Here is a 25,430-nt window from a genome sequence, read left to right on the forward strand (position 1 = left end):
TCTGGAGTTGCACCCATGGCCGTCCCCTCGATCTCCGAACTGAGCCTTTTAAAGGCATTGTGGCGCCAGCAACCGCTGAGCGCCCGCGAAATCCATGACGCCGTGGCCGAGGAACTGGCGTGGTCGTATTCGTCGACCCGCAAGACGCTCGAGCGCATGCTCGAGAAAAACATGGTGCGCCAGGAGCTGCGCCACGGCGTGCGGGTGTACGAGGCGCTAAGCGACAAGGTCGACACGCTGGCCGCCTTCGCCCGTGACTTCGGCCGGCGCGTGATGGAAATCGACACGCCGCTGCCGGTCACTATGTTCACCGGCAGCAAGCTGGTCGACGACGCCGAGCTGGCCCGCCTGGAGCAGCTCCTGAACGACTGGCCTGACGAAAAGGATGGCGCGCCATGACTGCGCTCGACCAGCTCGCCATCCGCTTCCTGTTCGCCAGCGCCGGTTGCCTGGCGGCCGGACTGGCGGTATGGGGCGCCACCTGGCTGGCCCGGCGCTGCTTGCCGGCGCTGGGCATGCAGCGCTCGACCTGGCTGCTGGGCCAGGTCGCGATCGCGGCCACCTTCGTGCTGTTGCTGATGCCGCCTGCACCACAGGCGCCGATGCGGCCGGTGTTCGAGGTCGATATGGGCGCAGCGGCGACAGCCCCGGTCGCCGGCGTGGCGCCCGGGGCTGTCGCCGGCATGCTGGCCCCCGCCGTGCAGGGGCGTTCCCCGCTGGCCTGGCTGGCCTGGGCCTGGCTGCTGGCCTATGCGGTCGGCCTGACGTGGATGCTTGGCCGGCTGTGGCGCGGCCGGCGCATCCTGGACCGGCTGGTGCGAAGCGGTACGCGTCAATCGCACGCCGTCATGCCGGCGATCGTCGAAGTCGATGCCGCGATCCCGCCGATGCTGGTCGGTCCCTTCAAGCCGCGCCTGCTGCTGCCGCGTGGGCTGCGCGACGTCGATCCATTGCAGCGCGAGCTGATCGTCGCCCACGAACTGATGCACTGGCGCCGCGGCGACCTGTGGTGGCTGACGCTGGGCGCCGCGCTGCAGGCGCTGTGCTGGTTCAATCCGGCCATGCGCCGGCTGCGCGAACAACTGAGCTGGGCGCAGGAACTCGGCTGCGACCGCGACGTGCTGCGCGGCCGGGGGGCGCGCGAACGCCGCGCCTATGCCGCCGCCCTGGTCGCCCAGCTGCGCATGCAGCACCAGGCGGTGCGCGGGGCGCTGGCCTTTGGCGGCGTTGCCCCGGATACGCTGGCGGCCCGGGTCGAACTGATCCGTGCGCCAGGCACATCCCGGCATGCGGCATGGGCGCGCGGCGCCGGCCTTTCGGTCCTGGCGCTGGCCTTCGGCGTCAACCTGGCGCTGCAGCCCGCGCTGGCCTGGAACGACGGTCCTGCGCGGCTCGATTGCACCCTCATGCTCGACGCCGCGAGCGGCGCGCGCCTGGTGGAGCAGGGCGACTGCGGCGTGCGCGCCACGCCGGCCTCCACCTTCAACATCGTCGTCAGCCTGATGGGCTACGATGCCGGCATCCTGCTCGATGCCCACACGCCGGCGCTGCCGTTCAGGCAGGGCTACACCGACTGGCTGCCGGCCTGGCGCGCCACGACCGACCCGACGAGCTGGATCCGCAATTCGACCGTGTGGTACGCGCAGCAGGTCACGTCGCGCGTCAAGCTCGACGGCATGCAGTCGTATCTGCGGCGCTTCGACTACGGCAACCAGGATCTGGCGGGCGGCGTCACCGATGCCTGGATCGGTTCGTCGCTGCAGATCTCGGCGCATGAGCAGGCGGCGTTCCTGCGCAAGGTCGTCAACCGCGAACTGGGCGTGGATCCGCACGCCTACGACATGACGTCGACCCTGCTGCGGCTGCCCACGCTGCCGAACGGCTGGGACGTGTATGCCAAGACCGGGACCGCCGTGCTGGAGCAGGCCGCCGGCGCAGCGGCGTCGCCGCGTTCGTATGGCTGGTTCGTCGGCTGGGCCAGCAAGGAAGGGCGCACGGTCGTGTTCACGCGCCTGACCCTCGACCGCCAGGACCCGGAGCACGCGGCCGGGCCGCTATTGAAAGAAACCTTCCTGCGCGAACTGCCGTCGAGGCTGGACGCGCTGTAAACCCACCCTGAGGAACCCTTCATGAAGATTACAAGCCTGGCATTTGCCGCGGCTGGCCTCGTCACGTCCGTCGTGGTGACCGCGCCTTTTGCGTCCGCCGACGACTGGAACAAGCCACAGGAACCCTTCGCCTTGTCGAGCGACAGCTACTACGTCGGCACGCGCGGCCTCAGCGCGGTACTGATCGCATCGAAGGCGGGGCACATCCTGATCGATGGCGCCATCCCCGAGGCGGCAGGCCAGGTCGCTGCCAACGTCCGCAAGCTCGGTTTCAAGGTCGAGGACATCCGCATCATTCTCAACTCGCACGAGCACTTCGACCACGCGGGCGGGATTGCCGAGCTGCAGCGGCTGTCAGGCGCCGAGGTCAAGGCGACCGCCGCCGCGGCGCCGGTCCTGCGCTCCGGCAAGGCCAGCCGCGGCGACCCGCAATACGCCAGCCTGTTCGAATCCGACATGGCGCCGGTGGCCAACGTCAGCATCGTCCGGGACGGCGAGACGGTCAAGGTCGGCCCGCTGGCCGTCACCCTGCACGCGACGCCCGGCCACACGCAGGGCGGATCGACCTGGACGTGGGTATCGAACGACGGCGGCAAGCGCCTGAACATGGTGTACGCCGACAGCCTGAACGCCATCGGCGCCGGGGCCTTCCGCTACAGCGGCGACCCGGCCTATCCGAACGCGCGCAGCGACATGGAGCGCTCGATCGCGAAGGTCGCGGCCTTGCCGTGCGACGTGCTGGTCTCGGCCCATCCGGAAGGGAGCGACCTGTGGAAGCGCCACGCGCGACGCGCCAGGCTAGGCAATGCGGCCTTCGTCGACAACACCGCCTGCCGCGCCTACGCCGACCAGGGCCGCGCGCGGCTGGCGAAGACGCTCGCAGCCGAAGCGAAGACGCCGCCGATCGTGTGGAGGGACAATGCGCGGATCACGGAGATGTTCGACAAGGCCGGCGTCACCGGCACCTTCGTCGTGCACGATGTCGCTACCGGCGAATACACGGGCCACGACCGCCAGCGCGCCAATATCCGCTACGTGCCGGCGTCGACCTTCAAGATCCCGAACTCACTGATCGGACTAAGTACCGGCGCGGTGGCCAGCGTCGACGAAGTGCTGCCGTACGGCGGTGGGCCGACCTACCGGCCGGAGTGGGCCAAGGACATGCCGCTGCGCGAGGCGATCAGGGTGTCGAACGTCCCGGTGTACAAGGAACTCGCGCGCCGCATCGGCATGCCGCGCATGCGTGAAGGCCTGCGCCAGCTCGATTACGGGAATATGGATGCGGGCGCCGTCATCGACGCGTTCTGGCTCGACGGGCCGTTGAAGATCAGCGCGCTCGAGCAGGCCCGGTTCCTGGGGCGCCTGGCGCGGGGCCAGCTGCCGTTCCCGAAGGCGGCGATGGCGGCGGTGCGCGAGATCGTGCGGCAAGAAGGCGGCGCCAATCTGTACGCCAAGACCGGCTGGTATATCGGCGACCGTCGGCCGGGCGACCGCGAGAACCAGATCGGCTGGTGGGTCGGCTGGGTCGAAAAAGACGGCAAGGTATATGCGTTCGCACTCAATGTCGATGTGACCGACGATGTGGTGGGGGCGAAGCGGGTGCCGCTTGGGAAGGCAGCCTTGCAGGTGCTGGGGCTGCTGTGAGCGACGGTGCGAGCCGCAGGTCCCGGGGCAGGTATTTCGCCAGGATGGATTGAGTGACTGGATCAAGTCGATTTTCCAGTCGCGGTTCCAGCGTTTGAGCTGTTCGCGGGAGAGGGCGTGGATGATGTCTGAATGGATTCGTGCCAGGCCAGCTTCATGATTTGTCATGTGTCGCGCAGCCGGCGACTGCGGCTTCGCGGTGTTGCCGGAGGCGTTTTACCAGGTCGGCGCCGACGCCGGTGTACATGGTGCCGTAGGGACGGGCCCGGTCGAAAACTCGGCCGGGCCGTGAAGGCCTTGCCTCATCGTTACACCGTTCGTGTCCTGAAGAAGTACCTTGGCTGAACGGCATTACGCCCCAGGGCGGCTCCTTGTCGGCACTGGAACCGGCGATCAGGCCGGTTCCAGTCAGGCTTACTGCCCGCGCTTGGCGCGCGCCTTCGCGGCGATACGCATGCGCAGGGCGTTGAGCTTGATGAAGCCGCCCGCATCGGCCTGGTTGTAGGCGCCGCCGTCTTCGTCGAAGGTGGCGATGTTCATGTCGAACAGCGAATCGGTCTTCGAATCGCGCGATACGACGATCACGTTGCCCTTGTACAGCTTGAGGCGCACCCAGCCATTCACGGTGGCCTGGGTATGGTCGATGAGGGTCTGCAGCGCGACGCGCTCGGGCGCCCACCAGTAGCCGTTATAGATCAAGGACGCATAGCGCGGCATCAGGTCGTCCTTCAGGTGCGCCACTTCGCGGTCCAGCGTGATCGACTCGATCGCGCGGTGCGCGCGCAGCATGATCGTGCCGCCCGGGGTTTCATAGCAGCCGCGCGACTTCATGCCCACATAACGGTTCTCGACTAGGTCGAGGCGGCCGATGCCGTGCTTGCCGCCCAAGCGGTTCAGCTCGGTCAAGACGGCGGCCGGCGACAGGCGCTTGCCATTTAGGCCGACGATGTCGCCCTTCTCGTATTCGATGTCGAGGTACTCGGCTTCGTCTGGCGCTGCTTCAGGCGACACGGTCCAGCGCCACATCGATTCCTCGGCTTCGGCGCTCGGGTTTTCCAGGTGGCGGCCCTCGAAACTGATGTGCAGCAGGTTGGCGTCCATCGAATATGGCGCGCCGCCGTTCTTGTGCTTCATGTCGACCGCGATGCCGGCGTCTTCCGCATATTTCAGCAGTTTCTCGCGCGACAGCAGGTCCCATTCGCGCCATGGCGCGATGATCTTGACGTCGGGCTTGAGCGCGTAGGCGCCCAGCTCGAAGCGCACCTGGTCGTTGCCCTTGCCGGTCGCGCCGTGCGAGACGGCGTCGGCGCCGGTCTCGTTGGCGATCTCGATCAGGCGCTTGGCGATCAGCGGACGCGCGATCGAGGTGCCCAGCAGGTATTCGCCTTCATACACGGTGTTGGCGCGGAACATCGGGAACACGAAGTCGCGCACGAACTCTTCGCGCACATCGTCGATGTAGATATTTTCTGGCTTGATGCCGAACTTCAGCGCCTTGGCGCGCGCCGGTTCCAGTTCCTCACCTTGGCCGAGGTCGGCGGTAAAGGTGACGATTTCGCAGTTGTAATTGTCCTGCAGCCATTTCAGGATGACGGAGGTGTCGAGACCGCCCGAATAGGCAAGGACTACTTTCTTGATGTCGCTCATGGGAGTTCCAGTGATGGAGGGATGGTAGAGGAGTAATGGTCAGCTGGCGCGCAGGTCCATCCTGTCATTACAACAGGACGGACGGCCAACGATCAAGCTTCAGGGGTAAAAATCAATCTTCAATGCGACCGAGCAGCAGGTACTCGATCAGGGCTTTTTGCACGTGCAGGCGGTTTTCGGCTTCGTCCCAGACGACCGATTGCGGGCCGTCGATGACGCCGGCCGAGACTTCCTCGCCGCGATGCGCGGGCAGGCAGTGCATGAACAGGGCGTCGCCGGTCGCGCGCGCCATCTTGGCTTCGTCGACGATGAAGCCGTCGAAGGCCTTCAGGCGTTCGGCGTTTTCCTTCTCGTAACCCATGCTGGTCCAGACGTCGGTCGTGACCAGGTGCGCGCCTTCGCAGGCGTCGGATGGGTTGTCGAACAGGGTGTAGCGGGTGGTCGCGACCAGGCCCGGATCGAGCTCGTAGCCCTTCGGCGTCGACACGTTCAGGTGGAAGCCGAAGACGTCGGCCGCCTGCAGCCACGAATACAGCATATTGTTGGCGTCGCCGATCCAAGCCACCGTCTTGCCGGCGATCGAGCCGCGGTGTTCCCAGAAGGTGAACACGTCGGCCAGCACCTGGCAGGGGTGGTGTTCGTTGGTCAGGCCGTTGATGACCGGCACGCGCGAATTGGCGGCGAAGCGCTCGATGATGTCCTGGCCGAAGGTACGCACCATGATGATGTCGCACATGCGGCTCATCACCTGGCCGGCGTCTTCGACCGGCTCGCCGCGGCCCAGCTGGCTGTCGCGCGTGTTCAGGTAGATGGCGGCGCCACCCAGCTGGTGCATGCCGGCTTCGAAACTGAGGCGGGTACGGGTCGAGCTTTTTTCGAACACCATCACCAGGGTGCGGTCGACCAGCGGATGGTAGACCTCGTAGGCCTTGAATTTGCGCTTGATGATCGCCGCGCGCTTGATGACGTATTCGAACTCGTCACGCGTGAAGTCGGAGAACTGCAGGAAGTGCTTGATCGGAGTGGTGCCTGGCATGATCTGGTCTACTCGTTTGTTGTCCCTTGAATTATAAGGGCTTTTTCTTTCCGTTAGGGAAAGTGACGGTTTCTGCTCGGTTATTAGTACAGGGTCTGCGCCGACTCGTGCAGCAGTTGCCCGTACAGCTCGTGGCGCATGCGCGCGATCTTGCCCTCGGCCACCGCCTCCAGTACGGCGCACTGCGGCTCGGCCAGGTGGCGGCAGTTGTAGTACTTGCAGCCGCCCAGGTAGGGCTTGAACTCGACGAAGGCGCGCTCCAGCATGCCTTCGGTCAGGTGATACAGGCCGAACTCCTGGAAGCCGGGCGAATCGATGATCGCCGCGGTTTTCCCATCCTTGCCCGGCAGCCAGTAAAGGCGCGTAAACGTGGTGGTGTGCTTGCCGGTATCGAGGGCGGCCGAGATTTCGCGCACCGCGATGTCGGCGTCCGGCACCAGCAGGTTGATCATCGACGACTTGCCCATGCCCGACTGGCCGATGAAGATCGACGACTGGCCCTCCAGCAGCGGCATGAGCGTGGCCACGGTCTGCTCGGGCCGGGTGGTGGCCGACACCTCGTGCACCGGATAGCCCAGCGCGGCGTAGGGCGCCACCCGTTCGCGCGCGCGCGGCAGCAGGCCTTCGACGTCGGTCTTGTTCAGGATCAGGTGGGCCTCGATGCCGGCCGCCTCGCAGGCGACCAGGGCGCGCGAGACCAGGTCGTCGGTGAAGCCCGGTTCGGTGGCGACGACGATGAACAGGCGCGAGATGTTCGCCGCCAGCAGCTTCGATTTGTATTGGTCGGAGCGATAGAGCAGGGTGGTCCGGTCGGCGATCTTCTCGATCACGGCCTGGTCGGCGGAGGTGCGCTTCAGGTGCACCACGTCGCCCACCGCCACATTGGTCTTCTTGCCGCGCGTGACGCACTGCAGTTTTTCGCCGTCGACGTCGGCCAGGTAGTGGCGGCCGTGGGCCGCGATGATGGTGCCGGTCAGTTCAGGGTTCTTGTCGCTCATGCGCTGGTCAATCCAAGGTAAAGCGCATTCACTTTCGCGGCGCAGATAAAATCGTTGTCAGTCAGGGCGCCGCCGGCCGAGTGGGTGCTCCAGCTGACGCGGCAGGTCGAATAGCCGACCGTCATGTCGGGATGGTGGTCTTGTGTCTCGGCGACCTGCGCCACCGCGTTCACGAAGGCGATGGTGGCGCGGTAGTCGGGCAGCCGGAATTCGCGCGCCAGGGCGCCGTCAAGCGCGGCCCAGCCAGGGACGTCGTTCAGCAAGGCGTCGATCGCCGATGAATCGAGCGCCCTGGCGCCGTGGATGCAGTCGCGGTTCTCGAGCTTCATGCGCCCGCCATCGTCAGGTGTTTCACGCGTACCGAGGCCGGCGGATGCGAATCGTAGAAGGCCGAGTGCAGCGGATCCGGCGTCAGGGTCGAGGCGTTGTCCTCGTACATCTTGACCAGGGCCGAGACCAGGTCGCGGTAGTCGGTGTGCTTCGCGGCGAAGGCGTCGGCCTCGAACTCGTGCTTGCGCGAGGTGATCGACGACAGCGGCGCCAGCGGGAAGGTGAACACCGGCAGCGCCAGGACGAACAGGATCAGGGCCATGCCGTCGTTCGAGGCGTTCATGAAGGGCAGCACGCCCAGGCCCGTGTAGAACCAGGCCTGGCCCTTCAGGTAGCCGAGCAGGGCCAGGAAAGCCAGCGACATGGCGAACATCACGACGACGCGCTTGACGATGTGGCGCAGCTTGAAGTGGCCGAGTTCGTGCGCCAGCACGGCTTCGATCTCTTGCGGCTCGAGGCGCGACAGCAGGGTGTCGAAGAACACGATCCGCTTGGCGCGGCCGAAGCCCGAGAAATAGGCGTTGCCATGCGCGCTGCGCTTGGACCCGTCCATCACGAACAGGCCGCGCGAGGCAAAGCCGACGCGCCCCATCAGGCCCTCGATGCGCTGCTTGAGGCTGACATCGGCGAGCGGGGTGAACCTGTTGAACATCGGCGCGATCACGCTCGGGTAGATGGCGATCATCAGCAGCTGGAATCCGCTCCACACCAGCCAGGTGTAAAACCACCAGAGCTCGCCCGACTGTTCCATCAGTGTCAGCACGACCCACAGCAGTGGCAGGCCGATGACGGCGCCGACGACCGTGCTCTTGACCAGGTCGCTGAACCACAGGCCAGGCGTCATCTTGTTGAAGCCAAAGCGCTGCTCGAGCACGAACTGGCGATACCAGTCCAGCGGCAGGTCGAGCAGGCTCGAGATGACGCCGAAGGCCACCACCAGCGCCAGTTGGTGCCACAGCCCGGGTCCGGTAAGCGGCAGGATCGCCAGCGACAGCAGTTGCAGGCCGCCCAGCAGCGTGAAACCGATCAGGACCGTGCCGCCCCACAGCATGCCCACCAGGCCGAGGCGGGTCTTGGCGACGGTATAGTCGGCCGCTTTCTGGTGCGCCGCCAGCGGCACCTTTGGTGCAAACTCGGCCGGCACGCTGGCGCGATGGCGCGCGATGTGCCGGATATGGCGTGCGGCCAGCCAGGTGCGCAGCGCCATGGTCAGCACGAAGAAAACGACGAACAAAACCGAAAACCCGAATGAAGACATTCTGTGCCTGTGAGAAAATGCAGGATTAAGTAAACCACCTGAGTAAAACAAGTCTAGGCAAAGAGAGAATTATGTCACAAGCTACACCAACTACCGAGTCCGCCGCAGCGCAGCGTCCGAACGAGTTCAACCTGGTCTGGGTCGACATGGAAATGACCGGCCTGAACCCGGACAACGACCGCATCATCGAAGTGGCGGTCGTCGTCACCGATCCCGAGCTGAACATCATCGCCGAAGGCCCGGTGTTCGCCATCCACCAGTCGGACGAAACGCTCGACAAGATGGATAACTGGAACAAGGGCACCCACGGCAAGTCTGGCCTGATCGACCGCGTCAAAGCATCGACCGTGAGCGAAGCCCAGGCCGAGCAGGAGCTGATCGCCTTCCTCAAGCAGTATGTGCCATCGAACAAATCGCCGATGTGCGGCAACTCGATCTGCCAGGACCGCCGCTTCATGGCGCGCGGCATGCCGAAGCTGGAAGCCTTCTTCCATTACCGTAACCTGGACGTGTCGACCCTGAAGGAGCTGTGCCGCCGCTGGAAGCCCGAAGTCGCGACCGGCTTCAAGAAGCACCAGAAACACACGGCCCTGGCCGATATCACCGAGTCGATCGAAGAGCTGCGCTATTACCGCGAGCATTTCATCCAGAAATAATTCGGCAAAAAGCGGCAGAAAACTGCACGGTATTGACAAGGAGGTATGCGAGAATGGCCGGTATGGCCCAGTTCACGCATACCGCTTTCCTCGGTGACAGCCAGACAGCCGCGCGCCTGCGCGGCCATGACTGGAGCGCGTCGCCGCTCGGCCCACCGGAGGGCTGGCCGCCGTCCCTGCGGACCGCGGTCGACATGATGCTGCATTCGTCGTTCCCGATGTTCATCGCATGGGGGCCGCAGCTGGCATTCCTGCATAACGACGCCTATATCCCGATCCTCGGCGCACGCCATCCGGCCGTGCCCGGCACACCTTTTCGCGCGCTGTGGGCCGAGGTGATGCCCGGGCTGTCGCACCTGATCGAACGCACGCTGGCGGGCCACCCGGTGTTCTTCCAGGACATGGAACTGAACCTGATGCGTAACGGCTATCCCGAACGTGCATGGTTCACGTTCTCGTATGCGCCGCTGCACGATGCACGGGGCGATGTGGCGGGCTTGTCCTGCACCGTCATGGAGACCACGGGGCACGTGCTGGGCGAGCGGCGCGCCGCTTTCCAGCTGAAGGTGTCGGACGTACTGGCGTCGCTCGTCGACCCGGGCGAAGTCATCGCAAGCGCCATCGCGCTGCTGGGCGTCGAAGTCGGCGCCGGACGCGTGCTCTACGCCGAAGTCGATGCGCTCAGCGGCCGCCTGGAAGTGCCGCGGCTGTGGCGGCCACAGAATGCGTCCGCTTCCGTGCCGGTCCTGCCGTTGCACGGTTTCAGTCCGGCCGTCATTGCCGAGCTGGAGCGGGGCGCCGTGGTGCAGATCCACGACGCCGCCAACGATCCGCGTACCGCCGACCTGCGCATCAATGGGCTCGAGGAGCCGATGGGCGCGGTCCTGGTGGTGCCGCTGGTCAAATCCGGTCGCCTGATTGCCTGCCTCGGCGTCGACATGCCGACGCCGCGCTCCTGGAGCGGGTACGACGTCGAGCTTGCGCGAGACGTGGCCGAGCGGACCTGGGCTGCGGCCGAGACCGCGCGCGCCCAGGCGCGTTTGCGCGAGGAGCGCGACCGCAGCCGCGACATCTTCGACAATATCTCCGAAGGCTTCGCGTTGTTCGATCGCAACTGGATCATGCAGCGCATGAATCCCGAGGGCCTGCGCATCTGCGCCGTCACGCGCGACGAGGTGATCGGCCGCAACCACTGGGACGTGTTCACCGCCATGGCCGACAGCGAGGCCGGTCGCATGTACCACAGCGTGATGGACACGCGCCGCGCCGGCGCCGCCGAACTGTGCCACGTGTTCCCGGACGGACGCCGCGTCTGGACCGATATCCGCGCCTATCCGACCCAGGACGGCGGCATCGCCAGTTTCTTCCGCGACATCACCGACCGCAAGCTGGCCGAAGACAAGCTGATGGAGGCCGACCGCCGCAAGGACGAATTCCTGGCCATGCTGGCCCATGAGCTGCGCAATCCGCTGGCGCCGATCAGCGCCGCCGCCGAGCTGCTCCGCCTCGGCAATATGGACGAACGGCGCGTGCACCAGAGCAGTACCATCATCGGGCGCCAGGTGCGCCACATGACGCGACTGGTGGACGACTTGCTGGACGTGTCGCGCGTCACGCGCGGCCTGATCACGCTGGGCCAGGCACGGGTGCCGGCGCGCACGGTGCTGGAAGAAGCGGTGGAGCAGGTGCGGCCGGCGATCGACGCCCGTTCGCAGCAGCTCGGCGTGCGCCTGCCGCCCGAGGGCGCTGCGGTGCGCGGCGACAAGGCGCGCCTGGTGCAGGTGGTCGCCAATGTGCTGGGCAATGCCGCCAAGTACACGCCGCCCGGGCGCGGCATCGACCTGCGCGCCGAGGTGCTGGGCACGCGCCTGGTGCTGAGCGTGCGCGACGAGGGTATCGGCATGGACCGCGAGCTCACCGGCCGCGTGTTCGACCTGTTCACCCAGGCCGAGCGCTCGTCCGACCGTTCGCAGGGCGGTCTCGGCCTGGGCCTGGCCCTGGTCAAGCACTTGGTGGAACTGCATGGCGGCACGGTCGGCTGTTCCAGCCCGGGCCTGGGGAAGGGCAGCACATTCTTGATCAGCCTGCCGCTGCTGCACCAAGAAGGGACCCCGGCGCCAGAGCCGGTCGCGGCCTGCCCGGCGAGCGCGGCGCCGCTGCGCATCCTGGTGGTGGATGACAACCACGACGCCGCCGAGACGCTGGGGCTGTTGCTGTCGGCTCAGGGCCATGAGGTGGCGATCGAGCACGCATCGATGCCGGCGCTCGAACGCGCGCGCTGCACGCGGCCCGACATCTGCCTGCTCGACATCGGCCTGCCCGAGATCGACGGCCACGAACTGGCGCGTCGCCTGAAGGCAGATCCGATCACGAGCAACGCCACCCTGATCGCCATTACCGGCTATGGGCAGCAGGAAGACCGCGACGCCGCGCTGGCCGCCGGGTTCGCGCATCACCTGGTCAAGCCGGTCAATGTCGACGTGCTGCTGCGCGTACTCGATGGCGTAACGAGCGGGCGGCCGGGCGCGCAGGCGCAAGCGCCAGCCGACGTCGTTCCCGCCCAGGCGGGAACCTGAGCCCCGGAGCCGCGGCAAGCACAATCCCCAGGCAATGTGCAGTTGTACCAGGGGGGCGCTTAATTATCCGCACTATTTTTGGGTGACCTCGCACCCATTTCGTGCAAATGTGCTGTAATGACGCTCTTTGCGCTCATCTTTGGTGCAATGCCATCTTTCCTTTTATCCATTCTGCGGCGGCCGCACCCGGTCGTCTTGCCACCGATCGGCCAAGCAAGGGCCGCGTTCGGCGCGCTGTTCGGCCTGGCCCTGTCCGGGGTGCTGAGCCAGGTCGTGCTGGCCTGGAGCGCTCCCGGCGCGCATGTGGCCTGGCTGGTCGCCCCGATGGCGGCATCGGCCGTGCTGCTGTTCTGCGTTCCTGCCAGTCCCCTGGCCCAACCATGGCCCGTCATCGGCGGCAATGTGGTTTCGGCCCTGGTCGGCGCGGCCTGCGCCCAGCTGCTGCCCGATCCGATGTTCGCTGCGCCACTGGCCGGCGGGCTGTCGATCGCCATGATGTTCCTGCTGCGCTGCCTGCATCCGCCTGGCGGGGCGGTGGCCATGACGGCGGTGCTCGGCGGGCCGGCAGTGCACGAGGCCGGCCTCTCGTTCGCGTTGGCGCCGGTGGGTCTGAACACTGTCCTGCTGGTGCTGGCGGCGCTGCTGTACAACCGCTTGACGGGCGCCCATCACGCGCACAAGGCTGTTCCGGCGCCATCCGACGTGGCGCCCGAGGACATCGACGCTGCGCTGGAACATTTTGGTGAAGCGCTCGACGTCTCGCGCGAAGACCTGGCCATCATCGTCAACGACGCCGAACACCACGCAGCCGAGCGTCGCGTCCGTCAACTGCATGCCGGCGACATCGTGGTGCCGCCACTGGCGCGGCTTGCGCCCGACATGCCGCTGGCGACGGCGCGCGCCATCCTGCTCGAACATGGCTTGCCTTCGCTGCCGGTGGTGGATGGGGAGGGGCGCCTGCTCGGCGTGCTGACCCTGAAATCGCTGTTGAAGGCGGCGGCCGAGACCGAAGCGCATGGCATCAAGTCGCGGGCGCTGATCGTACTGCGCGGCCGCAAGGACGCCGAGCGGGTGGTCGAGCTGATGGTGGCCGGGATCGCGGTGCAGGCGGCGCAGCCGGCGGGCGCCGTGGCCGCGCTGGCCGGCCGTCATGGCCTGGCGCGGGTGCCGGTGGTCGATACGGCGGGGATGCTGGTGGGGATGGCCGGGCCGGTCGAAGTGCTCCATGCCCTGCATGGGGCCGAGCTGGGAGCCTGACGCAATAAAGCCGGTCGCCTTGACGACGACCTCATGCCAACATCGGCTGTCGCTTACGCCGGTTCAGCGCCGCAGCACTTCTTGTACTTCTTGCCGCTGCCGCAAGGGCAATCATCATTGCGGCCGACCTTCGGTTCCTCGCGCACCACGGTCTCGACCGCGGCCTTGCGCAGCGGCAGCCAGTAGCGGTACAGAGCCGGAATATTCGCTTCGATCTCCAGCGCCAGGGCGTGGATCTGGTGCGGGTTGTCGACCAGGGCCAGTTCTTCTTCCTCGATTTCGTCGGCGCCGAGCAGGTAGATCGGGCGGATCAGTTCGGCCACGTCCGAGCTCCAGATCGGTTCCCAGGAATCGGCGCGCAGTTCGACGCCTTCCCAGAAGCCCCAGCACCAGGCTTCCGGATCGATCAGGGTCTTGCCTTCAAACTCATGTTCGACGAACAGCGGCTCGAATTCCTTCGGTGAAACTTCAAAGGTGATCAAGACTTCGTTCATGAAGCGCATGATCAGGTTGATGATCTTTTCTTCTTCGCGCTTGTTCTTCCACTTCGGTGCGTCCGCCTCGTCCTGGCCCCAGACCAGCGGCAGCCATTCGGCCGGCATGATGGTTTCGGGACCGATTGCGATGGCGGTCAGGTAGCCGTGGAGGGTGTCCATCGTCATCGCGTCGTCGGAGCAACGGTCGGACAAGAGGAACTGGTCGAGTTCGTCGAATTCTTTTTCGGAGAGGGGCTGTTCGAGATGCATGGGAGTATCTGTGGCGGCGCGCAAGCGCCAGTTTGCGTAAAGGCGCCAGTGTAACGCCTGCGCCGCCCCCCGGCACGAAAAACCTGCCGTATCGGGGAGCGGCGGCGTGGCGGCGCAACGGACGCGGCGCCGGCCAGCACATCAGCGCCTGGCGCTGAAGGCACGGCGGCGCCAACCCCTGGCCGGCGCCGCCGTCGGCGGCAGCGCATACGGGCCTTTCGGATCGCGCCATCGGGCCATAAGAATGCCCATCTTTGCGAAAGCGACGAAGGTCAGGGTCAGCGACTTCTTCAGATTCTCTCTTTCAGGTGTCGGCCAGGCGATTGCGCCAAGGCCGCGTCGTTGACATGTATCCTTGTAACGACAGCCAGACCGGATCCGTGAACGACCCCGGCCATACCAAATGCGCGTCGTTTCCGGTTTCGCCTACACCGCCGTACAATGCGGACATGGATACCACGACCCGTGACACGGACTCTGCGCCGCCCCCGCACCCATTCTCCCGCCTCGACCCCGCCCTGGTGCTCGATGCGCTCGACAGCGTCGGCATGCACGGCGACGGCCGCCTGCTGGCGCTGAACAGCTACGAGAACCGGGTCTACCAGGTGGGACGCGAAGAGGGCGCTCCGGTAATCGTCAAGTTCTACCGCCCGCAGCGCTGGAGCGATGTCGCCATCCTCGAAGAACATGCTTTCGTGGCCGAGCTGGTGGAGCAGGAAATCCCCGTCGTACCGGCCATGGGCATCGGCGGCAAGACACTGCATGACTTCGAGGGCTTCCGGTTTGCCGTGTTCCCGCGCCGCGGCGGACGCGCGCCCGAGCTGGGCGACCCGGCCGTGCTGGAGTGGACCGGCCGCTTCATCGGCCGCATCCACGCGCAAGGCGCCGTCAAGGCCTATGCACATCGCCCCGTGCTCGACCCGGTCACGTTCGGGCGCCAGCCGTTCGACTTCTTGCGCAGCCATGACTTCGTGCCGCCCGAGCTGATGGCGGCCTGGTCGAGCGTGGTCGAGCAGGCGCTCGATGGCGTGGCGCGCTGCTATGAGCGCGCCGGCGTGCTGCCGCTGCTGCGTCTGCATGGTGACTGCCATGGCGGCAACGTGCTGTGGACTCCGGATGGCCCCCATTTCGTCGACTTCGACGACAGCCGCATGGGTCCGGCCGTGCAGGACCTGTGGATGCTGCTCTCGGGCGAGCGCCACGAGATGGTGCGCCAGATGGGCGATGTGCTGGCCGGCTACGAGGACTTCTGCGAATTCCACCCGCGCCAGCTCTACCTGGTCGAAGCCCTGCGCACACTGCGCCTGATCCATTATTCAGCGTGGCTGGCAATGCGCTGGAATGACCCCGCTTTCCCGGCGGCCTTCCCCTGGTTTAATACCCAGCGTTACTGGCAAGACCGCATCCTGGAACTGCGCGAACAGGTGGCGCTGATGGACGAGCCGCCGCTGTGGCCGGTGTAAAACCGCGTCGAATGGACGAGCAGAGCCACTATTGCCGCCCAGTTCCGCGTGGCACGCCGACCGGATTTGCCGGATAATCGAACCGACCGCCGCCATTGAGACCTCGCATGGAAACGAACCCAGCCAAGCAAGACGACGCCGACTTCGCGATCAACCTGTCGCAAGCCCCCGGCGTGCCGCCGGAAGCGCCGGCCGTCCCCGAGCCCGGGCCCGCGGTGACAACGCCGCGCAAACCCCTCGAGATGCACGAAATCCAGGAAGCGATCGCGCGCGTGGAAGCCGAGGCCAAGGCCAACGTGGCCGCCGAGAGCCGCCAGACCGCCGAGTCGCGCGCCCGCGCCCTGGCCGACGAGCGCGCCGCTCTCGATGCCGCGGCGGCAGCTGCGGCGCTGGCCAATTCGCAGGCGTCCGAAGACGCGATCGCCGCCAACCGCGACCGCCTGGAGTCGCTGCGCGCCGCCGCCAAGGCATCGAGCGAGCGCCTGGAAGCGATCCGGCACGAGACCGCCGAACTGCGTGCGCGGGTCAAGAGCGATACCGAGATCCGGCTGGCGCTTGAGGCGCGCTCCCGCTCGGAAGACGAGGCGCGGCGCCGCGCCGCGGCGCAGATGGAGGCCGAGGCCGAACTGTCGGCCAAGGCGGCCAAGGCCGCCGACGAACTGGTGGCCCATACCGAGCAGGCGCGCCTGCAGGCGGCCGAGCGCATGGCGGCGGTCGAGGCGGCCAAGGAAGAAGTGCTGCACAACGCCAGCGCCGACGCCCGCATCGCCATCCTGGCGCGCGAGCGCGAGCGCGCCGAGAAAGCCGCGCGCCAGACCGCCGAGAAGCTGGCCCAGGCCGAGGCCGAGGCGCTGGAATTGACCCAGCAGCGCGAGCGCGCCGACCAGGTGGCCCTGAGCTCGGCCTTCGCCCGCGCCGCGGCCGAGGCGCGCGCCCTGGAAGAAGCGCGCGCCTTCGCCCACATCGAACAGGAACGCGAGGCGATCGCGCTGGCCCAGGCCGAGTCCGAGCGGGTCGCGGCCCAGTCGCTGCGCCTGCGCCTGCAGACCGAGAAGGAACTGCGCGACGCCGCCACCCATCGCGAGCGGCTGGAGCAGATGGCGGCCGCCAGCGCCGAGGCGCGGCGCGAGGCCGAGACGCGCATCCTGGCCGCGACCGAAGCCCGGATCGACACCGACCGCAAGCTGCGCCTGGTGGCCGAAGACCGTGCGCGCGCCGAAGAAGAAGCCGGCCAGCAAGTCCAGGCCAAACTGGAAGCCGAAGCCGAGGCGGCGCTCGATGCGCGCGCACGGCGCGCGGCCGACGAGGCGGCGGTGGCCGCGGTCCAGCGCGAGGCCGAGGAACACCGGCGCCAGCAGGCGCTGTCCGAGGAGAAGGCGGCGCTGGCCCGGGCCGCGGCCGAGGCCCAGGCCGCGCGCAATGCCGACGAAGCGGCGGCGCTGGCGCTCGAAGCCGAGCAGGTGGAGTTGCAGCGCCAGGCGGCGCAACTGGCCGCGCAAGCACGTGAACAGGCAGGGCGCCTGGCCGAGGCCGAGCGCGCGCGCGTGGCGGCCGAGACCGAGGCGCTGGCCCAGCTGGAGAAAAAAGTGGCTGCCGAGCAGGAACTGATGCTGGCGGCGCAGGCGCGCGGCGAAGCCGAAGCGGCGGCCACGGCGGCGTTGGCGGCCAAGGCCCAGGCCGAACGGCGCCTGGAAGAAGCCCAGCGCGCGGCCATCGAGGCGCAACAGGCGCAAGCGGACGCGGCGCAGGAAGAAGCGGCGCAGGCCGAGGCGGCGCGCGACGCCCAGCAGGCGCATGCGCGCCGGGCGCAAGAGCTGGCGCAAGCCCAGGTCGAGCGCGCCGAGGTGGAGCGCCAGCAGGTGGCGCTGACCGAACAGGCGATCGGCGCCGAGCGCGAAGCCACGCAAGCCGCGCGCGAATCGCTGGCCCTGGTCGAACGCAAGCTGGCTGCCCAGCGCGCGCAGGCCGCGGCCGACTCGCGCGCCAACGAGGCGCAAGCGGCAAGGCTGGCGTCGGAACATGCGGCCGCCGAAGCCGCCGTGGCGCGCGCCGAGGCCGAGGAAGCCCAGGCCCGCATGGCGCGCGAACGCGAGCTCGTCGAGCAGGCGGCGGTGCAGGCGGCCGTCGAAAAACGCGAAGCCCAGCGCGCGCTGCTCGAACACGCCCAGGCCCACGCCGAGATGCAGCGCAAGGCGGCGCACGCCACCTTGCAGATGGCCGACGCACGCAAGCACCTGGTGAATCTGGAGAGCAAGCGCCAGGACGAACAGGCCGCCGAGCTGGCGGCGACCGAACGCGCGATCGGCGAGCGCAAGGTGGAAGCCGGCCAGCGGTCGGTGTCGGCCGATCTGACGCGCGAAGTGTTGGGACGGTTCAAGCAGTCGCAGGCCAGGGCCGGCGACACCTCGGCCGCCCAGGCGGCGGCGAGGCTGGTCGAAGTGATTGCGCATCAGCGCGAGCTGGATCGGGACCCGGACCGCAAGACGGATCCCGAATAGGGGGGCGGCACGTGGTCTGCAATGACCGGGACTGGCCACGCCCGCCGGCGGGTGTCGTACGCGCTCTGCAATGACCATGACTGGCCGCGCACGTCGTTCCCGCGCAGGCGGGAACCCACGTGTGCTTGCAGACCGACTACGTTTCAGAAAATTGCCAGGCCACGGCCTTGGTCCGCGCCTGCGCGGGAACGACGTGGTGGCGTGCTTACTGTGCGGTCGGGGTTTGCGTCGGCACCGGCGCCCGACTGTCCATTCCACCTTGCGCCTGGCTCGGCGACACCGGATCCACCGGCCCGGTGATGGCGCGCTTCACGAAATACTCGGTATCCCCGAAGCAGCTGGTCGGCACGCCCTTGTGCTGCTCGTACGAGATCTGCACCCGGCGGCCGATATTACTGTTCAGTTGTTGCACCACCGCCTCATCGCGCACGGTGAACGCGAACCGCTCCGGAATCGCTCCCGGCATGCTCGACAGCAGGATCTCGCCTTCCCAGGTCTTGCACAGCCAGCCTTTCTTGGAGAACGTCTGCAGGTAGCCGGCGCGGTCGCCTTCGGAGTACGACCAGGTCAGCGTAAACCACGTGTACAGGGAACCGAGCACCGCCACGACAGCGATGACGGACAGCAGGATGGCGGAAGAACGGGCTTTGGGCATGGTCGGGCAGGGCGATCAAAAAAGTTGGCAAGATTGTTATTCTTGCAGCGCGGAAGCGATGCGCGCCCATTCTGCCATGCCTTGCCGTATTCGCAAACCGCAATTCTCAGCGGCGCCCGCTTCACCCGGTCCGCGCCGCCACCTCGGCGTCCTGCGCCGCGATCTTGCGGCGGTAGCGGATGGACGACCACAGCGACACCAGGATGAAGGCCAGCCCCGACAGCCCCGTGAACCATTCGGGGATGTGATAGTGGACGCTGGCGAACATGATCAGTGCCAGGATCCCGATCGCGTAATGCGCGCCATGCTCCAGGTAGACGAATTCCTGCAGGGTGCCTTTATAGACGAGGAACACGGTCATCGAGCGCACGAACATGGCGCCGATCGCCAGCCCCAGCATGATGATGACGACGTCGTTGGTGATGGCAAACGCCCCGATCACCCCATCGAAGCTGAACGAGGCGTCCAGCACTTCGAGATACAGGAAGCCGCCGATGCTGCCTTGCGAGATCATGGCCCCGACCGACGGATCATGTTCTTTCTCCTCGAGCAGGCCGCTCAGCCATTTCACGCCTATATAGATGAGCACCCCGGTCACGCCGGCGATCAGCACGGCCAGCTTGCGCGCCACGGGCATCAGGCTCATGGCGCCGATCACGCCCAGCAGCGTGATCAGCACGGCCAGCCCCTCGGTGCCGTACTTGCCGACCTTTTGCTCGAACCAGCTGAACCAGTGGAATTCCTTTTCTTCGTCGAACAGGAAGTTCAGGAACACCAGCAGCAGGAAGGCGCCGCCGAAGGCCGCGACCTCGGCGTGGTGCTCGGTCAGGTGACGCGCGTATTCGTCGGGATTGTCGATCGCCATGTGCCAGACGTCGAACAGACCGAGCCCGGTCGCGGCGGCGACGATCACCAGGGGAAACAGCAGGCGCATGCCGAACACCGCCACCAGGATGCCGACCGTGAGGAACAGCTTGCGCCAGAATTCGTTCCAGTGCTTGAGCACCGAAGCATTCACGACGGCATTGTCGAAAGAAAGCGACACTTCGAGTACGCCCAGGATGGCAGTGATCCACAGGGCCTGCAGCAGGCCGGGCAGCCCGCGGTGCGCGTAGCCCCACCAGGCGGCGAGGGCCATCAGCACGGCGGTAACGATGAAGGACCAGCGAAAATGCCGCATACATACCCCTTGTCTGGTTTGACTCGTTGGGCCAATATTACCGTTTCCCGGGTTGCCGCGTCCGTTCCAAAAATCGCCCAGCGCGCCTTGCTTCTGAGATAATTCTGCCCAGCATTTTCACCTGGAATACATCATGGACATTATCTATCTCGCCACGCCCATCCTGACCTGGATGGTGGTCGGTCCGATCAAGTTTCTCATCTCGAGCGTCCGACTGCGCCGCTGGGCCTTCGACCTGGTCGGCAATGGCGGCTTCCCCAGCAACCACAGCGCGGTCGTGACCAGCATGGCCACCCTGATCGCCCTGCGCGAAGGCATGGGCCATCCGGCCTTCGGCGTGGCCTGCGCGCTGGCCTTCATCGTCATGATCGACGCCAACAGCCTGCGCCAGCATGTCGGTCGCCACGCGGTGTCGATCAACCGCCTGCACGACGGCAAGGCCGACTACGTGATCCTGCGCGAACGCATGGGCCACACCAAGATCGAGATCGCGGGCGGGGTCCTGACCGGCATCGGCATGGGCTTCCTGATCAACGCCGTGCTGGGCGGGATGTAGCATGTACGTACAGCGGGCGTCCATCGCGCGGACGTCCGGCTGTCCGTTGTACCCCGCAACTCATCCGGGCTGGAATGCAGCTCATCGCCAAAAAACGCAGTTCATCCATCGAATTCGGCGTTATACAGGTTCCTCAATTGACGCCACCAGGGCCCTCCTGAATACTGCGCGCTGAATACCTATTCTCATTTCTATAAAAACGATCAAGTCCTACTCTGGAGAACCACTATGCTGCGCAAATCCCTCCTCGTTCTAGCCATTGCAACGAGCCTCGTCGCCTGCGGCAAGGACGCCGCCAAGGCGCCCGGCCAAGCCAAGGACAACAAGCCGACGCAGCTGACCGTGGCTCCCGAGGATGTATTGACGATCCAGAGCGACTCGATCTCGTCCGGCCCGGTGATCACCGGTTCGATCCAGCCGGAACGCCGCGCCGACCTGCGCGCCGAAGTATCGGCCATCGTGCTGCAGGTGCTGAAAGAGAACGGCGAGCCGGTCAAGCGCGGCGACGTGCTGGTGCGCCTCGACGAAACCTCGATCCGTGACACCCTGACCTCGGCCGAGGACGCGCAGCGCGCCGCCAGCCTGGCGCTGGAGCAGGCCAACCGCCAGCTCGAGCGCCTGAAAACCCTGACCGCCTCGGGCATGACCTCGGCCAAGGCGCTGGACGACGCCGAAATGGCGCGCAATAACGCCATGAGCGAGCTGTCGGGCGCACGAAGCCGCGTCGCCACCGCGCGCCAGCAACTGGCCCGCACCACGGTGCGCGCGCCGTTCGACGGCATCGTCTCCGAGCGCAAGGTGTCCAACGGCGACACCGCCACTATCGGCAAGGAACTGGTCAAGGTCATCGATCCGACCAGCATGCGCTTCGAAGGCGCGGTATCGGCCGACTCGGTCAGCACCGTCAAGGTCGGCCAGAAAGTCAATTTCCGCGTCAACGGCTACGGCGAGCAGCAGTTCGCCGGCCTCGTGCGCCGCATCGACCCCGCCGCCAACCCGGTCACGCGCCAGGTCGAGGTGCTGGTGGGCTTCGCCGACAAGGCCCAGCCGCGCGTGGCCGGCCTGTACGCCGAAGGCCGCATCGACGCATCGGCGGCCGACGCCCTGATGCTGCCCGAATCGGCCCTGGTGCGCGTGGGCGACAACAGCCATACCTGGCGCATCAAGGACAAGACGCTGACCAAGGTCAACCTGGTGGTCGGCGCACGTGACCCGCGTACCGGGAACTTCGAAGTCAAGCAGGGCCTGGCCGCGGGCGACATCGTACTGCGCGCGCCAACTTCGAATCTGAAGGATGGCCAAAAAGTCGATATGCCGACCGCCCGCGTGGCGAGCGCCGCGACCGGCACGGCCGCCCAAGGCAAGTAATACGGGATACACATAAGGAAAAACAACCATGTTCCTGTCCAATTTCAGTGTCAAGAAACCGGTCGCGACGATCGTCATCATCGTCGCGATGATGGCCATCGGCCTGCTCGCGCTGTCCAAGCTGCGCGTCAACCAGAACCCCGACGTCGACATCCCCGTCATCGTCGTCGACATCCCGTATCCGGGCGCCTCGCCCGAGACGTCCGAGCGCGAGATCACCAACCGCCTCGAGAAGCAGATGCAGGCGATCCAGGGCGTCACCGAAGTCAATTCCAATTCCTACGAGGGCGGCGCCTCGATCTGGATGGAGTTCGATTTCGACCGCAACCTGATCGAAGCGTCGGACGACGTGCGCAATGCGATCGCCGCGGTGCGCTACAAGCTGCCGATCGAGATGCGCGAACCGGTGCTGCGGCGGATCGACCCGGCCGCCGAACCGGTCATGTCGCTGGCGCTCTCGTCGAGCACCCAGAGCCATGCCGAGATCTCGCGCTACGCCGAAGACGTGCTGGCCGACCAGTTCCGCGCCATCGACGGCGTCTCGACGGTCGCCGTCAACGGCGCCCTGCGGCGCGAGCTGTCGGTGCTGCTGCGCGCCGAGAAGCTGCGTGAATTCAATGTGTCGGTCACCGAGGTGACCAACGCCCTGCGCAGCGGCAATACCAATGCGCCGGTGGGCAAGCTGCGCAGCGAGCTGGACGAGAAGGGCATCCGCCTGGTCGGCCGTATCGAGCGTCCCGAGGACTTTTCGCAAATCGTGGTCAAGCGCAATGGCGAGACCATCGTGCGCCTGAACCAGGTGGCCGAGATCCAGGATGGCTTCGCCGATATCAACAGCCTGTCGATGCGCAGCGGCAAGCCGAACGTTGGCCTGCAAATCTCCCGCTCGCGCGACGCTTCCACGGTCGCCCTGGCCAAGAAGGTGCACGAGGTGGTCAAGGAAGCGAGCCAGCACCTGCCTGAAGGCACCAAGCTCGAAGTCACCCGCGATGGTGGCGAAGATGCGCAGTCGAGCCTGAACAACGTGATCGAGGCGCTGGTGCTGGGCGCGGTGCTGACCGTGTTCGTCGTGTATGCCTTCCTTAACTCATGGCGCTCGACCCTAATCACCGCGCTGGCCCTGCCGACCTCGGTGCTGGCGGCCTTCATCGCGGTCTGGCTGTGCGGCTTCACGCTGAACTTCATGACCCTGCTGGGACTGTCGCTGGCGATCGGTGTGCTGATCGACGATGCGATCGTGGTGCGCGAAAACATCGTGCGCCACATGGAGATGGGCTCCGACCGCCGCACCGCGGCCCTCGAAGGCACCGCCGAGATCGGCATGGCCGTGGCCGCCACGACCTTCTCCATCATGGCCGTGTTCGTGCCGGTGGCCTTCATGCCGGGCGTCTCTGGCGAGTGGTTCCGTCCGTTCGCACTCACCGTGACCTGCTCGGTGATCGTGTCGCTGTTCATCTCGTTCACGCTCGACCCGATGCTGTCGGCCTACTGGGGCGACCCTCCAGACCACCACAGCGCGCCCAAGAAAGGCATCGGCCGCGTGCTGGACCGTTTCAACCACTGGTTCGACCGTCAGGCCGACCGCTACGGCCACGTGATCGCCTGGGCGCTGCACCATCGCCGCTGGATGGGCTTCATCGCCCTGGCAAGCTTTGCCGGCGCGATTGCCCTGCACTCGACGTTCGGTGGTTCGAGCTTCCTGCCGAAGATGGACTCGGGCACCATCATGGTCGAGGTGCGCGTGCCGGCCTCGTCGAGCGTCGAATACGCGCGCCGCAAGGTCGAGGCCGCCGCCGAACTGGCGCGCACCCTGCCCGAGACCGAGGACACCAACAGCAACGTCAACCTGAATGGCGGTCGCGTGTACGTGGACATCGGCAAGCGCCGCCAGCGTGCGCGCAGCGCATCCGAGGTCGCGGTCGAGCTGCGCGAAAAGATCAGCCGCCTGGTCGGCGCCGAGTACGTGGTCATGGATGACCTGAGCGGCAACGGCAAACCGGTGCAGATCGAGTTCAGCGGCCCGGATTCGCGCAAGCTGATGGAACTGACCAATGCCTTCATGGTCAAGCTGCGCGAAGTGCCCGGCGCGGTCGACGTCACCCTGTCCGAACAGGATCCGAAGAACGAGTTGCAGATCGTGCTCGACCGTGGTCTGGCCAATATGATGGGCATTTCGGTCAACGACGCCGCCCAGTCGCTGCGCGTGGCCTTCGCCGGCATCGAGGTGGGCGACTGGGTCGACCCGACCAGCGAAACGCGCGACGTCGCGGTGCGCCTGCATCCGGACGACCGCATCAACACCGAGAGCATCGAGCGCCTGCCGATCTCGGTCGGCGGCACCGGCATGATGGTGCCCCTCGACCAGATCGCCTCCATCACCATGGGCAAGGGCCCGTCGGCCATCCGCCACAAGAACGGCGAGCGCATGATCACGGTGTCGGCCAACGCCCAGGGCCGCTCGCCGGGCGAGGTCACGGCGGATGCCATGAAGCTGGCGCGTACCTTCGATTTCCCGCCGGGCTATGGCCTGGCGCTGGGCGGATCGGGCGAAGACCAGCAGGAACTGTTCACCGAGATGATCATCGCCCTGGTCTCGGGCATCGCCCTGATGTACCTGATCCTGGTGATGCAGTTCGGTTCGTTCACCGCGCCGATCGGCGTGATGCTGTCGCTGCCGCTGTCGCTGATCGGCGTGGTGCTGGCGCTGATCATCACCGGGCATACGCTGAACCTGATGAGCATGATCGGCATCATCATGCTGATGGGCCTGGTGGCCAAGAATGCGATCCTGCTGCTGGACGCGGCGCGCGCGCTCGAGCACGAAGGCATGGACCGCGAGGACGCGCTGATGGCGGCCGGCCGCAAGCGCCTGCGTCCGATCCTGATGACGACCTTCGCGCTGATCGCCGGCATGCTGCCGGTGGCGCTGGCCTTCGGCGACGCGGGCGAGTTCTACCAGCCGCTGGCGATCGCCATCATCGGCGGCACGATCACTTCGACCGTGCTGACCCTGCTGGTGGTGCCGACCTTCTACGACAGCATCGAGATCGCCCGCGACCGCATGCTGGCCAAGTATGGCCGCCGCGCCGCGCGCTGGAATGCGCTGCCGGCGTTCGTGATGACCTTCGTGGAAGCGATCCTGACGCTGACCTTCGTGCGCCTCGTCTATCGCACCATCGTGCGGATCGGCCGCTTCGTTATCGGCCGCGGCAAGACCGTGCCGGCCTGATCCGGGCCTGGCGGGCGGCGCCCGCCGCCCGGCAGCTCCCGACGCCACGACCAGCCTCGCGCTCGTCGTGGCGTCTTTTTTGCGAAGATGCAACCAGGATTGGTGTCACGACCCGGCCTGGGCGCTGGTCTTGTTGCCATATATGTTCTAATAGCAGACGCTCTGCAGTTGAATCGATGTCGATCGACCTGCAGCGCAGTGGCGGCCTGCCGCAGCCATTCGCGT

General features: G+C 66.4%; 19 protein-coding genes. 11 read left to right on the forward strand and 8 right to left on the reverse strand.

What is annotated here, in order from left to right:
* Window positions 1–15 precede the first annotated feature (15 nt).
* The 3 genes from AC56KW_RS23275 to bla are packed head-to-tail and all read left to right on the forward strand — an operon-like array spanning window position 16 to window position 3,752.
* Complete coding sequence (locus tag AC56KW_RS23275) at window positions 16–399, forward strand: BlaI/MecI/CopY family transcriptional regulator (RefSeq protein WP_497173006.1); 384 nt, start codon at window positions 16–18, stop codon at window positions 397–399.
* Window positions 396–2,108 (forward strand): penicillin-binding transpeptidase domain-containing protein, encoded by a 1,713-nt coding sequence (locus AC56KW_RS23280; RefSeq protein ID WP_497173007.1) that lies wholly within the window; start codon window positions 396–398, stop codon window positions 2,106–2,108. The genes AC56KW_RS23275 and AC56KW_RS23280 overlap by 4 nt, the downstream gene beginning before the upstream one ends.
* A gap of 21 nt (window positions 2,109–2,129) precedes the next feature.
* The gene (gene bla, locus AC56KW_RS23285; RefSeq protein ID WP_497173008.1) at window positions 2,130–3,752 is read left to right on the forward strand and encodes a subclass B3 metallo-beta-lactamase; all 1,623 of its coding nucleotides are present in this window, start codon (window positions 2,130–2,132) and stop codon (window positions 3,750–3,752) included.
* 414 nt (window positions 3,753–4,166) lie between these two features.
* Here the strand turns inward: bla and AC56KW_RS23290 are convergent, their stop codons facing one another.
* From AC56KW_RS23290 to AC56KW_RS23310, 5 genes are all read right to left on the reverse strand, one after another.
* Window positions 4,167–5,399, reverse strand: coding sequence for an argininosuccinate synthase (locus AC56KW_RS23290; RefSeq protein ID WP_497173009.1), 1,233 nt, complete (start codon window positions 5,397–5,399; stop codon window positions 4,167–4,169).
* Window positions 5,400–5,511: 112 nt separating this feature from the next.
* Window positions 5,512–6,435 carry an ornithine carbamoyltransferase gene (argF, locus tag AC56KW_RS23295; RefSeq protein ID WP_497173010.1) on the reverse strand — a complete coding sequence of 308 codons (924 nt, stop codon included), beginning with the start codon at window positions 6,433–6,435 and terminating at the stop codon, window positions 5,512–5,514.
* Between the two features lie 83 nt (window positions 6,436–6,518).
* Complete coding sequence (rsgA, locus tag AC56KW_RS23300) at window positions 6,519–7,433, reverse strand: ribosome small subunit-dependent GTPase A (protein ID WP_497173011.1); 915 nt, start codon at window positions 7,431–7,433, stop codon at window positions 6,519–6,521.
* Window positions 7,430–7,762 carry a 4a-hydroxytetrahydrobiopterin dehydratase gene (locus AC56KW_RS23305; protein ID WP_497173012.1) on the reverse strand — a complete coding sequence of 111 codons (333 nt, stop codon included), beginning with the start codon at window positions 7,760–7,762 and terminating at the stop codon, window positions 7,430–7,432. The genes rsgA and AC56KW_RS23305 overlap by 4 nt, the downstream gene beginning before the upstream one ends.
* Window positions 7,759–9,021: a M48 family metallopeptidase gene (locus AC56KW_RS23310; RefSeq protein WP_497173013.1), complete on the reverse strand. Its 1,263-nt coding sequence runs from the start codon at window positions 9,019–9,021 to the stop codon at window positions 7,759–7,761. The genes AC56KW_RS23305 and AC56KW_RS23310 overlap by 4 nt, the downstream gene beginning before the upstream one ends.
* Before the next feature lie 71 nt (window positions 9,022–9,092).
* On the opposite strand from AC56KW_RS23310, the gene orn reads away from it, so the two are divergent.
* The 3 genes from orn to AC56KW_RS23325 all read left to right on the forward strand — a co-directional run bounded on the left by orn (window position 9,093) and on the right by AC56KW_RS23325 (window position 13,510).
* Window positions 9,093–9,677, forward strand: coding sequence for an oligoribonuclease (orn, locus tag AC56KW_RS23315; protein WP_497173014.1), 585 nt, complete (start codon window positions 9,093–9,095; stop codon window positions 9,675–9,677).
* Window positions 9,678–9,730: 53 nt separating this feature from the next.
* The gene (locus tag AC56KW_RS23320; protein ID WP_497173015.1) at window positions 9,731–12,253 is read left to right on the forward strand and encodes a hybrid sensor histidine kinase/response regulator; all 2,523 of its coding nucleotides are present in this window, start codon (window positions 9,731–9,733) and stop codon (window positions 12,251–12,253) included.
* A 195-nt stretch (window positions 12,254–12,448) separates the two neighbouring features.
* Window positions 12,449–13,510, forward strand: coding sequence for an HPP family protein (locus AC56KW_RS23325; RefSeq protein ID WP_497173016.1), 1,062 nt, complete (start codon window positions 12,449–12,451; stop codon window positions 13,508–13,510).
* 53 nt (window positions 13,511–13,563) lie between these two features.
* On the opposite strand, the gene AC56KW_RS23330 is transcribed toward AC56KW_RS23325, so the two are convergent.
* A complete protein-coding gene (locus tag AC56KW_RS23330; protein WP_497173017.1) occupies window positions 13,564–14,256 on the reverse strand; it encodes a UPF0149 family protein in 693 nt (230 codons plus the stop codon).
* Window positions 14,257–14,705: 449 nt separating this feature from the next.
* Here AC56KW_RS23330 and AC56KW_RS23335 point away from each other — a divergent pair, with 449 nt between their 5' ends.
* Window positions 14,706–15,719 (forward strand): serine/threonine protein kinase, encoded by a 1,014-nt coding sequence (locus AC56KW_RS23335; protein ID WP_497173018.1) that lies wholly within the window; start codon window positions 14,706–14,708, stop codon window positions 15,717–15,719.
* A 107-nt stretch (window positions 15,720–15,826) separates the two neighbouring features.
* On the forward strand, window positions 15,827–18,217 hold the full coding sequence (locus AC56KW_RS23340) for a coiled-coil domain-containing protein (RefSeq protein WP_497173019.1): 2,391 nt from the start codon (window positions 15,827–15,829) through the stop codon (window positions 18,215–18,217).
* A gap of 205 nt (window positions 18,218–18,422) precedes the next feature.
* Here AC56KW_RS23340 and AC56KW_RS23345 read toward each other — a convergent pair whose 3' ends face one another.
* Both AC56KW_RS23345 and AC56KW_RS23350 read right to left on the reverse strand, forming a co-directional pair.
* Window positions 18,423–18,872 carry a DUF8785 domain-containing protein gene (locus tag AC56KW_RS23345; protein ID WP_497173020.1) on the reverse strand — a complete coding sequence of 150 codons (450 nt, stop codon included), beginning with the start codon at window positions 18,870–18,872 and terminating at the stop codon, window positions 18,423–18,425.
* 121 nt (window positions 18,873–18,993) lie between these two features.
* Entirely contained in the window at window positions 18,994–20,052 is a 1,059-nt protein-coding gene (locus AC56KW_RS23350; protein WP_497173021.1) for a DUF475 domain-containing protein, read from the reverse strand.
* A 133-nt stretch (window positions 20,053–20,185) separates the two neighbouring features.
* On the opposite strand from AC56KW_RS23350, the gene AC56KW_RS23355 reads away from it, so the two are divergent.
* From AC56KW_RS23355 to AC56KW_RS23365, 3 genes are all read left to right on the forward strand, one after another.
* A complete protein-coding gene (locus tag AC56KW_RS23355) occupies window positions 20,186–20,608 on the forward strand; it encodes a divergent PAP2 family protein (RefSeq protein WP_497173022.1) in 423 nt (140 codons plus the stop codon).
* Between the two features lie 228 nt (window positions 20,609–20,836).
* On the forward strand, window positions 20,837–21,976 hold the full coding sequence (locus tag AC56KW_RS23360) for an efflux RND transporter periplasmic adaptor subunit (protein WP_497173023.1): 1,140 nt from the start codon (window positions 20,837–20,839) through the stop codon (window positions 21,974–21,976).
* 28 nt (window positions 21,977–22,004) lie between these two features.
* On the forward strand, window positions 22,005–25,205 hold the full coding sequence (locus AC56KW_RS23365; protein ID WP_497173024.1) for an efflux RND transporter permease subunit: 3,201 nt from the start codon (window positions 22,005–22,007) through the stop codon (window positions 25,203–25,205).
* Window positions 25,206–25,430: the final 225 nt, after the last annotated feature.

The organism is Telluria sp. RT2P19, from assembly GCF_059685725.1.